Source organism: Candidatus Binatia bacterium, assembly GCA_036382395.1.
Classification (GTDB): Bacteria; Desulfobacterota; Binatia; order HRBIN30; family HRBIN30; genus JAGDMS01.
Window position 1 is genome coordinate 1 of sequence record DASVHW010000400.1, and the last position, 12,051, is coordinate 12,051.

The 12,051-nt window shown below is 63.3% G+C and carries 10 protein-coding genes and 2 pseudogenes; 6 read left to right on the top strand and 6 right to left on the bottom strand.

Features of this window, described 5'->3' with window-relative positions:
• Positions 1-146: 146 nt before the first annotated feature.
• A complete protein-coding gene (locus tag VF515_19470; protein ID HEX7409816.1) occupies positions 147-2,300 on the bottom strand; it encodes a TonB-dependent receptor in 2,154 nt (717 codons plus the stop codon).
• 247 nt (positions 2,301-2,547) lie between these two features.
• Between VF515_19470 and VF515_19475 the strand changes: the two genes are divergently transcribed.
• Entirely contained in the window at positions 2,548-2,949 is a 402-nt protein-coding gene (locus VF515_19475) for a BlaI/MecI/CopY family transcriptional regulator (protein HEX7409817.1), read from the top strand.
• Complete coding sequence (locus tag VF515_19480; protein ID HEX7409818.1) at positions 2,939-3,784, top strand: M56 family metallopeptidase; 846 nt, start codon at positions 2,939-2,941, stop codon at positions 3,782-3,784. Before VF515_19475 ends, VF515_19480 begins: the two co-directional genes overlap by 11 nt.
• A gap of 106 nt (positions 3,785-3,890) precedes the next feature.
• Here VF515_19480 and VF515_19485 read toward each other — a convergent pair whose 3' ends face one another.
• The 5 genes and pseudogenes from VF515_19485 to VF515_19505 form a co-directional block, all read right to left on the bottom strand.
• Complete coding sequence (locus tag VF515_19485) at positions 3,891-4,259, bottom strand: hypothetical protein (protein HEX7409819.1); 369 nt, start codon at positions 4,257-4,259, stop codon at positions 3,891-3,893.
• A 39-nt stretch (positions 4,260-4,298) separates the two neighbouring features.
• Positions 4,299-5,474, bottom strand: coding sequence for an ATP-binding protein (locus VF515_19490; protein HEX7409820.1), 1,176 nt, complete (start codon positions 5,472-5,474; stop codon positions 4,299-4,301).
• Between the two features lie 480 nt (positions 5,475-5,954).
• Positions 5,955-6,140, bottom strand: a pseudogene (locus VF515_19495) (IS3 family transposase).
• Positions 6,141-6,145: 5 nt separating this feature from the next.
• A pseudogene (locus VF515_19500) lies at positions 6,146-6,409 on the bottom strand (ATP-binding cassette domain-containing protein).
• Between the two features lie 8 nt (positions 6,410-6,417).
• Positions 6,418-8,178, bottom strand: coding sequence for a hypothetical protein (locus VF515_19505; protein HEX7409821.1), 1,761 nt, complete (start codon positions 8,176-8,178; stop codon positions 6,418-6,420).
• A gap of 722 nt (positions 8,179-8,900) precedes the next feature.
• Between VF515_19505 and VF515_19510 the strand changes: the two genes are divergently transcribed.
• From VF515_19510 to VF515_19525, 4 genes are all read left to right on the top strand, one after another.
• The gene (locus tag VF515_19510) at positions 8,901-10,043 is read left to right on the top strand and encodes a glycosyltransferase family 2 protein (GenBank protein ID HEX7409822.1); all 1,143 of its coding nucleotides are present in this window, start codon (positions 8,901-8,903) and stop codon (positions 10,041-10,043) included.
• A gap of 176 nt (positions 10,044-10,219) precedes the next feature.
• On the top strand, positions 10,220-10,615 hold the full coding sequence (locus tag VF515_19515) for a DUF2304 domain-containing protein (GenBank protein ID HEX7409823.1): 396 nt from the start codon (positions 10,220-10,222) through the stop codon (positions 10,613-10,615).
• Positions 10,616-10,777: 162 nt separating this feature from the next.
• Complete coding sequence (locus VF515_19520) at positions 10,778-11,470, top strand: glycosyltransferase family 2 protein (GenBank protein HEX7409824.1); 693 nt, start codon at positions 10,778-10,780, stop codon at positions 11,468-11,470.
• Positions 11,471-11,574: 104 nt separating this feature from the next.
• A partial coding sequence (locus tag VF515_19525; protein ID HEX7409825.1) for a glycosyltransferase family 4 protein occupies positions 11,575-12,051 on the top strand: 477 nt, incomplete at its 3' end.

Below are 12,051 nucleotides of genomic sequence, written 5' to 3' on the forward strand. Positions count from 1 at the left end.
TGTACGCCGCGGGGCGGGACGCCGTCGGCGTCGCATCCCACTCGTACATCAGTGGCCTATCGATTGCCGACTGCATCTTCTCCGGTCGCAACGCCGGCCGCCACGCGGCAACAGCAAGAGCGACGAGCTGAAGCAGTTTCAGCGCGTCACGAGAACCGGAAGCGCACGCCGCCGCGCACAAGCAGCGGGCTGCCAGTCTGCTTGACGCCGCCGCCATGGTCTACGATATACTCACGATCGGTAAGATTCTCCCCAGCAAGGAAAATCTCGCCGTGCCAGAAGGGCAGTTGGCGGGCGACGGTGGCGTTCAGGAGGAAGAAGCTGCCCTGCCGGTCATTGTGCTCTTGATCTTCGAACTGTTCGTCGACAAAGCGGCCTTCGATGCGGACGCCGAACAGCTGCGGATTGCGGTACTCGGCCCGCACCGTGAACGTATGCGGCGGGATCTGCGCCAATTGATAGCCTTCGAGATCCTTGTTCAGGGGTGCGGTGCGAACCAGTGTCGCGTCGTTGAACAGATAACTGCCGGACAGCTCCAGCCCTGGTATCACCTCGTAGAGCGTTTCGACTTCGGCCCCGAAGCTGCGCGCCAACCCCTGGTTGACCCGCTGGCGCTGAGGGTTGCCCTGGGCATCGAGAACAGGATTCCCCTCAGCATCGACGACGTCGACGCTGAGGACCGGATCCTCGATCTCCTCCCAAAAGCCGGTGGCACGCAGGTCGACGTTGTCGAGCACCGGGAGGTCCACCCCGGCTTCCGCGCCGTTCAGGCGCTCTGGGCTGAGGCCGGGGTTGGGCTCGAACTGCAGCCCTTCCACCGCGCTATGCCGGTACAGTTCCGCCAGAGTCGGCGCGCGAAAGGCGCGGTAGGCGGCGGCGCGCAGATTCAGCCATTCGGTGGCACGGTAGAGCACGCTGAGTCGGGGGTTGAAGGCGGCGCGCGTTTTGCTCTCGAACGATGTGGTCGAGTTGGCGGCGGTATCCGTGACGGTGCCGTCGTAGTTGTGCCACAGATCGACGCGCCCGCTGAGGGCAAACTCCCACTGCGGCGTGGGGGTGTAAATGCCCTGAAGAAAGAACCCCGAGAAGAACTGCTTGCCGTCGCTGCGGAGTCGGTTGGTGAAAACACCGAGGTCGTGCACGACCGGGGCCGGGCTCGCCTCGTATATCTGGTCGCGGCTCTGGCCGTCGATCCCGTGCAGATCGAGACCCGCGCTAACGACAAGCGGGGCCAGCATCCGGCGCGACCATACCAACGAGGCCCCGACGTCCGTGAACGGCACGGCCTGCTTGAGCGTGCGATGTTCGCTGGTACGGGCGTCGTCGTTCGCTTGCGAGAACTGGATATTGAAGCTCTGCTGGTTCGAGAAGACCATGCCCTGCCATTCGCTGCCATCGGCGGTGCGCAGGGTGCCGCTCAGGTCAATCAGTCCGGCCTGCGTGCTACTGGTGCGCAGGGTGGTGCCGTAGTTGCGGTCCTCATCAAAATACTGTCCGTGCAGCCACACCTCGGCCGCGTCGCTGAATTGGTAGCCCACCCGGCCGTTGAACACCTCGTGGCGCGAGCCGGCGTCGCCGTCGATCGGTCCGCGCGCCTCAGGGGCAACAACCCGAAACCCGTCCAGATTGAAGAAGTCGCCCTCGAGCCCGACCATCAGCTTGCCCTGACGGCCGCTGACGGAGAAATGATCGTCCGTGAGGCCATCGGTGCCGTAAGTCGCTTTCAGCGCAGCACCATTTTCGGTCGGCTTGCGGGTGATGATGTTGATGACGCCCGCCATGGCGTAGTTGCCCCACAAGCTGGCGCCGCTGCCGCGCACCACCTCGACGTGGTCGATGTTCTCTTGGGAGATCTTACCCCAGAACACCTGCCCGTCGAAGGCGCCGATGATCGGGACGCCATCCACCATGACCAGCGCCCGACTGGCACCGGCCGGCCCAATGTTGCGCAGGGTGACCCCTTGAGCTTCGGTGTCGAGGTCTGGGGGGGTAACGAGGCTGCTCGATCGGCGAAAGAGACTGAAGCCGGGGATGGTGCGCAGGATGTCGTCCACGCTGGTGTTGGCGGACATCTTGATATCTTCATCGCTCAGCACCGTGGCGCTGGCGGCCGGCTCACCCTGGCTCAGCCCCGTGCGTGTTGCCGTCACGACCACCGTCTCGATACGCGTCTCACGCTTGGGCGCTTCCTCTTGCGCCATGGCGCGATCGCCTATCGCCGCCAGCAAGCAGACCGCTGCCGCATACCGGCACAACATCCCTACCCACCGGCACGAGCCGGAGATCCGTCTTGCCCGCATGTCGCCTGGCCCCCTTTCCGAAAACGCGCGGCATATAAAATAGGCCTGCTCACTTTGTCAAGCTAACGTAACGATTCTATTCTTTAGCCATGAATATCTACGACGTGCGTCGTATATACGATTAAGGTAGGATGTACTACGCATGTCGTAGTCATGGCTCAGCCGGCCACGGATGGCTCGGCGAGGGATTGCGGTGGCCGCGATGGGCCGTTGACATTTGCGGCTCACGTCGGTATGCGCGGCTCCGATGAAGGAACAGGACCTGCGGTTGCCCGGCGGCGATCTCGAGTATGCCGTGCTGTTTAGCGTTTGTGAACTGGGTGCGGCGTCGGCGCGAGACGTGTATCTGCAGGTTGGAGAGGCCGATGGTCTGGCGTACACGACCATCGCCAAGGTTCTCGACCGGCTTCACGTCAAGGGCTTGGTGGCACGCAAGCGAAAGGGGATGGCTTTTGTCTACCGGCCGCGGATGACGCGACGAGTGATCGAGTTTGCCCGCGCGCGGGTTTCGCTGAGCAAGCTCTTGGGGCCCGCTCCCCGTCCGGCGGTGGCAACGCTAGTGGAAGCAATGGAGTCCCTGGATCCAGGGCTTCTGGATGAGCTGGAGCGGGCGGTGGCCGCCCGCCGGGGGTCGCGTGATGGATCGTGAATTGGTACTCGCGGTCCTCGTTGCCCTGCTGTGTGGTAGCGCCCTGACGGCCGCGGGTTGGTGTCCGACCGGGTCGCCTGTCGCAGCGAGCGGCCGCGCGCTCGAGCGCCGCGCGTGGCGGCGCATGTGGTTTCCGTTCGGGCCCGCGGTGCTCGTGTTCGCGGCGCTTTGCGGCTGGGCATTGGTTGAGCCGGCCTGCGCGGAGCGAGTACCCAACTGCCTGTTGTGGGGCGCGTTGCCCTTTGCGGCCGTAGTGGCGCGGGCCGCTTGGCGGGCGTTGCGGTCTCTGACGGGGTCTCCCCAGAACCAGGCGGTAGCCACCGTTGGATTGGTTCGGCCGCGCATCATTCTCCCCCCGGAAATCGCCGAGACACTCGACGAGTATGCACTGGCTGCCGCGCTTGAGCATGAGCGGGCGCATGCGTGCCATCGGGATCCGCTGCGGATATGGCTGGCGCAGCTGGGAAGCGATTTGCTCTGGCCGTGGCCCACGGCCCGGTCGCGCTTCCTGTGCTGGAGGCGGGCGCTGGAACTTGCCCGCGACGAGGAGGCCCGGCTCAGGGGCATAGCCGGCCCAGACCTTGCCGCGGCGATTCTCGCCGCGCTTCGCTGCGGCCGCGGGGGCGGGTCATTGAGTACAGCCACGCTCGGGGGCGACGAGTCCTTCGTCAAGGAAAGAATCACCCGTCTCATGCAGGCGCTGGAGACGGAAGCGCCCCAAGCGAAGAAGAGATCGCTTTGGCTGCTGGCCTTGGCGGCGGGAGTTGTTTTGGCTGTCGTGCTCGGTACAGAGTTCGGCGAGCGCGTCATGCGAACCCTCCTGGCCGTTGCCTGACCCGGGCACCGCGGCACCCGCGAGCGCTCCAGGCGCATCTAACATCGTAGCCGCTTCCAGCGGGTCGGTCAGTTCTGGCCCCATCGCTCGGGAGAAGCTTCCGTCTTCAGTGTCCGGGCGCGTCGAGCGGCTTTTGGCAGCCGATTCGATAACATTCGCAATCGCCGTCATATTCGAAGACCACCCCATCGTGCGGCAGCAACTCCGGTTCCGAGGTGTACATCGGATGCCCCCGCTGCGTGTGCCCTGCCAAAAGCTGGAGTCGGCTGTCGGCGGGAACGAAAAAGAGATTCACGGTTTCGACATCGGGGCGTTGGTGCTCAACGAGCTGGAGATACTCCAGAATGGGGACATCGGCCCAGGTGGCGATAAAGACCGCGTTCGGTGGCAGCCGGCGGATAATCGTTTGGTCGCGCTCGGCCTTGAGGTCGCTGAAGGTCGAACTAATGAAGAGACGGATAGCGGGAGCGGGCATGGCTGCTCCGGTGAAGTTGGGTGTGAGTCGTTTTCCCGGCTACTGGGTTTTGAGAATATCTGCCGCAAAGGGGTTCTCCGACTGGATGGGCTCGACCTCCACGCCATAGGCGTCGCGGAAGGCCCGGCCCGACACGCGGCCAGGAGACCATTTGACTTCAAAGGCCCGCAGGTCGCTCCCTTGTTTCACAACCAAGTCCACCTCCGACTGTGCGCGCGTGCGCCAGAAGAACAGCTCTGCTGGCGAACCGAGCAGGGCGTTGCGCTTGGCCACCTCGGCGATCACCCAGTTCTCCCACAACGCGCCGATGTCGGGCCGGAATTCGTCGGTCGAGAAGGCGCTGAGCAGGGCATTGCGGATTCCCGTGTCCCAGAAAAACACCTTCCGGCTCTTGGTGATCTCTTTGCGGGGATTGGTGCTAAACGACGGCAGCCGGAAGATGACGAAGGTCTGTTCCAGCAGATCCAGGTAGCGCTCCACTGTTGGTCGCGCCATCTGAAGCTGGGTGGCCAGTTCGTTTACCGACACCTCGGAGCCGGCTTGATGGGCCAGCAGCAACAGCAGCCGCTTGATGAGGTCCGGCGCCTTGACCAGGCCGGTCTGGAGCACGTCTTTCCAGAGGTAGTCGGAACTCAGTTCGCGCAGCAGTTGCGTGGGGTTGTCGCTCGTCACGACTTCGGGATAGCTGCCGAAGTTGAGCCGCTGCATCAGGAAGGATCGGATTTGCGGCGCGAAGTGCCGGCGCAGGTGGTCGGGCGCGGCGTGTGGGGTCGCCCACACCTGCGTGCCGAGCGTTTCGGAAAACAGCAATGGCGGCAGCACAAGCTTGCGGTTGCGGCCCGTAAGGCTCTCCGCCGCCTGGTCGAGGAGATCCAGCGAGGAGGAGCCGAGCAAGAGTAACTTCGCGGGCAGCCGCGCATCGTGCCAGCCCTTGATGGTCCGGGACGCCTCGGGCAGGCGCTGGGCCTCGTCAATCACCAGCACCGACGGGTTGCCAAGGGAGCGCAGGGCATCGCTGGGCGCCAAAGCCGCGGCGGCCCGGAAACGCCCCTTGTCCACCTCAACATCAAAGTTGAGGAAGACCGCGCCCTGCCCCTCCAGGACATGCTCCACCAAGGTCGTCTTGCCGACCTGGCGCGCCCCGAGGATGATGCCCACCTTGTCGCTGGCGAGGATGTCCTTGAGCGGTTGTTCTGCTACTCTTCTGAGATACATGGGGAACAATATGTCATGTTATATTGCATACCTCAAGAGCCGAAGGCGTCTGATATCGCCTCCTGTCGGCAGTTGGCCATCATGCCCGACCACGTTCACTTTCTCTGCGCGCCGCGAGCGTCGGCAGTTGGCGCCGGAAGGGCGAACATGCTCCCATCCCTGCCCCGCAGCACGACGGAGCGTTGCCCTGGCGCAAGTTGGGGCTGGAACCATCGCCTCTATGTCTCGTCTGCCCCCTCCTCACTGAGTCCTCCAGCGGATCGCTTCAGGGTACTCCAAGCCCTGGACTGCCTCGCTCGTGAACATGTGCGAGTGAGCATTCAGCGCGGAGGGTTGATGCTGGGCCTTCCCGCAGCAGCGAAGTCAGCGCGTATGCGAAGAGCCTGTGCCGCGAACTGTCGGAAGCCTACGAGGACCACCCTCACCAAGTCCGCGAGATGATCGCCGGGCGGCGAGCGGCATAGCCCAATGAGATCGCTCGGCACCGCGATCGCGCGCCGCCCGCCACGCCGTCAGGTACGAGGAGTACAGCCCGTCGCGCCGGAGCAGTGCCCCGATCGCCCCCGTCGTGGTGTAGCGGTCCGCCTCACGCACGATCCGCCGCTTGTCCTCGGCCGTGAACCGCCGCCGCTGCGCCTGCGCCACCACCTCGGTCTCCGACCCCATCGTCGCAGCGGCGCGTAGACGGCGGCGAAGTTCGTACGCTCGAGTGCCTGGCGGCGGTGTGTGGCCACGTCCACGCCTGCGATACAAATGCTCCCCGAGGTTGGCGCGAGCACGCCGAGGATCATGTTGATGGTCGTCGTCTTCCCTGCTCCATTGGGACCAAGAAGCCCCACGATTTCGTTGCGACCGACGTCGAACGAGACGCCATCAACCGCGACGGTGTCGCCGTAGTGCTTGCGCAGTTGCCTCACCGAGAGCACATCGGGCATGTCGGTGGTTAGTCCACGGCGAGCGGGAAACGATAGGTGTCGTCACTGCTCAAACCGCCGGCCGCATTGAGAACCTGGGCGACGCGCAGCTCGACTTCGTACTGGCCTGGCTGGGGAGGCGCTGTGAGCTGGAATGGAACCTGCACCACTTCGCCAGGGCATACGTTCTTCGGTAGTTTGACGACATCGCCGACTCCGCTGACCGGCCGACCACTCGCTAGCCAGCGCACGACGAGGAATACGATGCCGCGGTTGGTGTAGTCGAAGGAGAATGTCGGCCACGCTTGCGTGCCCCGATTGGTAATCGATGCCACGACGGGCTGGGAACCGCCGTGGCGCAGCCGCGCCGGTGCACTTCGAACCGTCACCTCACTAGCGAGATCAGCGGTTCGCAAAATCGCCAACCGTACGGGCACCGGGTCGCGAAAAGCCCCGATGAAGAGAGGCAACAGTTCCCCGCCATGCCAGCCGCTCCGGAAAGCTCGAACAAGGTGCAGATCGGACCAGTCCCATACCCGCTCCGGATGCAACTCCAGGTGGACCGGGGTCAGGTTCCAGTCGTCATCGTCGCAGTAGACCCCGATCGCCTGAATGCCCACGCTGCATACTGCCAACGCCGCGCACAGCACCGCCACCGGGCGCGTGTGACACAACGGCACCAGGCCGTACACCAGGAACAGGCACAACAGCGGCGCGACATCGGTGAAGTATCGGGGTCCGAATGCGTACCCGGCCCACCATTCGTCGAACTTGGCATACAACGCGACGTGCAGCAGAACGCCGATCACCATGTAACGCATCCACGGATGAGCGTTCGTGCGCCACACCTGCACCGCACCCCAGACGGCAAACAAGAAGATCGGGGTAAAGATGAATAAACCGCGGTTTGGACTGAAGAACAAGCCGGCGAGACCGGTCAGCAACGGTGTCGAGAAGTGGTTGAACCCTCCGTAGGCCCCAGCTAGTGACCGAAAGATCGCCACGTTGTACATCATCACCGCCGCGCCGCCAAACAGCGGTAGCGCGGCGAAGGCGGCAAAGTGGCGCCGATGGTGGTTCCAGACAAACGCGGCAGTCAGGAGGGCAAAGCCGAGCATCTGCGGCCGGTTGCCCACCGCGACGGCGACGGTCAGTCCGGCCAGGACGAACGCAGCCAACGACGGTTTATCTTTCGCGTCCTCCCGCAAAAAAATCGTGCACAGGATCACCAGTGCCAATTCGCTGAGGACATGTGTCCACAGCGCCTGCCCCGAGAACCTCCAGGTTGACGTGCCCAACCCGTAGAGGAGTGTGATGGCCAGCGCCCATCGCTCCCTTACCAAGCGTCGCAGCACAATGAACAGCAAGCTTGCCGATAACGCGGTGAGCGCCGCCGCCGCCAGGCGCTCCATGACCACGAACAGGAGCTGGGCACGGACATCGTCGTACGGAATGCGATACGCGGACAACCACCAGGCGGGGATGAGGTACAAGGGCGTGATGACCAGCGAGGTGAGGACGGGAGAACCGGAATAGAGATGGCCGTTTCGCTCGATCACCCAGTAGAACGCACGCCCCGGCTCGCTGCGCACGCGTGGGAATTCGTCGAGGTCAAGGTTGTGTTCCCGCAGGATGCTGAACGGCAGCAATCTAGTTGGAATGTTGTCCCCCGAGCTGAGCATCCGGAGGTTGGAGATATAAACGAGGAATAGCGCCGCGCCGACCAGGGCCGCAACCACCGCACGCCTGGGCCGCGCAGCGACCGCAGGAGCGACCGGCTGCTGCGCCACGCTTCCGCCTGGAGGGCGAACCGGGACTCTGCGTTCCTGGGCGCGCCTCGCTGCTGCACCTTTCGATTTACCGCTCATCTGCGATCGCCGCGCCGACCACCATGCCAGTGAAACGCAGCCTAGCATCAGGCGACCTTGTTGATAATAGCCGGCATCCGCCCACGCCGCACTCGGAGAACTTCGTGACCGTCGACAAGAGCAAAGACGCGCTGCGAGAGTCTGCCCACGAACCTCGCGTTCCAGTCCGTCCTGCCCACAATCGTTCGGTGGGCATCCAAGGCACGTAGGACGTCCGCCTGAAGACTGCGGGAATGACAGAATGCGAGGTTCATGGCGGGTTCCCGAAGGGTGCTTCCGGAGAAAATCGACCAACGCGCAAGCAGGGGAAACCTGGCCAAGTGTGATGGCGTCCGTTCGGACGAAGTGACGGCCCACGGGTGCAACGGGTTTACTTGTAATCGGCAGAGCGCTGTATTATCAGTAGCCTATGAGTTGTGGAATGAAAGCGTGGCAACCCCTAGCTGACGTTCGACAACTGCAAACGGATCACGGTCCGCGTGCGGATGTGGGTGCAGGTGCGTTGCGCACGGCGGAAAATCGCGGCAGTTCGATGTCTGGTAAAGGACTCTCGTGAGCAGCCGGTACCGCGCACCCATCCCCCGCAACCTTGGGTCGCCGTCGTCTCTCCTTCGAACCCGTGATTTGAGCACCAGCGCTGCCCAATGAGCCAGGCGGTACAAGCAGGGGCGTCCCCCAATCGGCTCCCGCAGTCGCCGGCGGAGCTGCAGAGCGCACCGCCGCTGGTCTCTGTCGTCATCGTCCACTGGAACAGCCCCTACCTGCTGGGCTGCCTGCGCTCTGTTCTGCAACCGGACATGGAAGGGATCGAGGTGTTGGTGGTCGACAACGCCTCCACGGACGATTCGATGCGGCAGGCCGCGACGTATGATGGCCAAATCCGTACCGTGCGCAATCCGGAGAACTATGGCTATACCCGCGGCGCGAACATCGGCTTGAGCCACGCCCGTGGCCGCTATGTCGTGTTATTGAACAACGATACCGAAGCCGCGCCGGGATTTATCGAGAGGCTGGTGGAAGCTGCGGAATCCGACCCGCGCATTGGTATCTGCTGTCCGAAGATCCTCAGTGCCAAAGACAACCGCTTGATCGAGAGCGTCGGCCATTGGATTTATCCCGACGGCCTCAGTCGCTGCCGTGGTCGCTTTGAAGAGGACTGCGGGCAGTACGATGCTCCCGAGGACGTACTGGTCCCGAGCGGCTGCGCCATTCTGGTACGGCGAGAGATGCTCGATGACGTGGGGCTGCTGGACGAAGACTTCTTTTCCTACTGCGACGACACCGACCTGGGGTTGCGTGCCCATCTTCGGGGCTGGCGCTGTGTGACGGTGCCCAGCGCCGTCGTGTACCACTGGGGTTCCGCCTCGTCACCCCTCAAGGCGTTTTTGATTGAGCGCAACCGGCTGTGGGTGATGGTGAAGTGCTTTCCGCTTCCGCTGCTGTTGGCGGCACCATTTTTCACCTTGCTCCGTTTCGCCTTTTTGATCGTCGCCGTCATCCTGCACCGCGGGCCGGCCGGCCGCTTCGTCAGGGGTGAAGCGACCGCGTGGATCCCCAACATGACCGTCAGCAGAGTGGAGCAGGGAAGCTGGCTTTCGCAGCCGGGCACACCGCTGGCGCTGGTGCGAATTCTGCTGCGTGCCCTCATTGTCGGCGTGCAGGGGCTACCGCCGATGTGGCGCAAGCGCCGCACCATTCGACGCCGACGCACGGCCTCGGGTTGGGACATGGTGCGCTCTTGGCGCAAGTTCGGTCTGGGGCCGCGCGACGCGGCTTGGATCGATTAGAGTGGGGCAGGCCTCAGATCTAACAGCCCCCAATGCTTCGGCAGGCTCTTGCGAAGGAGGGGCACCCTGCTGCACCGTGCTCGATGGGCCTGAGCCGTTTGGTTGATTGGGAGCCTGTCGAAGGGTGCAAAGACCCTTATTCAGCAACCTGCCAGGACTGAGGAGTATGTGCTAACATGTCCCTCCAACCGGACGCCTATTCGCTGACGATCCTCCACTCTTCTGTTGTCGTCTTCGTTCTTTTCGTCATAGCATTCGTGGTGGAAGCCATTCGCCGTGGTCGTCTGAAGGAGCGTTACGCACTGCTGTGGCTGGCCGCGGCGGGGGTCATGCTCCTGCTGGCCGCCTGGCGCTCCTTGCTCGACCGTATCGCCGTGTTTCTCGGCGTGCTCTACGGTCCTTCGCTGCTGTTCCTCGTGGCGCTGCTGTTCTTGTTTGCCATCGTGCTGCATTTCTCGCTGGTCGTATCCGAACACCGCGACAAGACGCGCCGGTTGACGCAGCACCTGGCGCTGTTGGCGCACGAGGTCGAGCGCTTGCGAGAACAGATCGTCCGGAGCGCTCCTCGCTAGAGGGCTTGCGGCATGGAACTGGTTGCACTTGAGTCAAGTGTCGTTCACCTCAGGCCCTGGCATCTGGCGTCTGACATATCGCTGATGGTTCCGAAACCATGTGCCATCTGCCATACGCTATCTGCGCGAGGCACGCCTCGTTAAGGGATTTGGTGCTCGGCCGTGCACACACTCATCATCATCCCGGCATACAACGAAGCATCCATGATCGCGGCGGTGGTTGGCGACGTCCGCGCCATGTTCACTGGGGATGTGCTGGTGATCGATGATGGCTCGGAGGATGCGACCGCTGCCGAGGCGGGTCGTGCGGGGGCGCAGGTGCTGCGGCACGCCTGCAACTTGGGCATTGGCGCCGCAGTGCAGACCGGATTCTTGTACGCCCTCACATATGGGTACGATTCGGTTGTCCGTCTGGACGGCGACGGCCAGCACGACCCCGCATACATCCCGGAGTTCCTCGAAATGCTGTCCGCCGGCGCCGGAGATATCATCGTGGGCTCACGCTTTTTGGGACGCAAGGGATATCAGTCAACCTGGGTCCGGCGCATCGGCATCCTCATCCTCACCATGGTCAGTGCCCTCGTCGGCACGCGCGTCAGTGATCCGACATCGGGCTACTGGGGAATCAACCGCCGCGCCTTAGAGCTGCTCGCCCGCGAGCAGCCCGACGATTATCCAGAAACCCAGGCCTTGGTCCTGGCCACGCGTGCGGGTTTGCGCGTCAAGGAGATTCCCGTGATCATGCAGGCACGTGGTGCAGGTCAATCATCATCCATCGCCGGCACCGTACAGTCAGGGTTTTACATGCTGAAGGTGATCCTTGCCGTCCTGATAGAACGGCTGCGTCAGCGGTGAGAAGAACATTTCGGAATTCGAAATACGAAATTCAGGCAGAGCCCAGGTAAGCACCCATGCATGTGGCCCATATCGTTCCCGTTTTCCCGCCTTATGGCGGCGGGATGGGCACGATTGCGTCGTACGAAGCCCAAGCGCTTGCCGCGGCTGGGGTGCAGGTTACCGTGTTGACGCCGCGGACTGCGCTGTCGCCAACGCCAGCGCCTGGCGTCCGCGTCGTGCAGCTGCGTCCACTGCTGGCCGCGGGCAACGCTGCCTGCCTCCCTTCGGTCATTCGCCAGATCGCCGGTTACGACATTGTGCATTTGCACTACCCGTTTTTCGGTACGGCTGAATTGCTGGCCACTCGGCGTTACCTCACTGGTCCCCCAATCATTGTGCAGTATCACATGGACGTCATCGGTCGTGGGTGGCGCGCCCATCTGTTTCGCTGGCATCGGCGTCTGCTGCTCCCGCTGGTTGTGCATGCCGCCGATGCGATCGTCGTCACGTCCATGGACTACGCCCGCTCCTCATTTCTGGCGGCAGCCATGACGTCCTTGCGACCGCGCCTGATTGTCATCCCGGCCGGGGTCGACCTG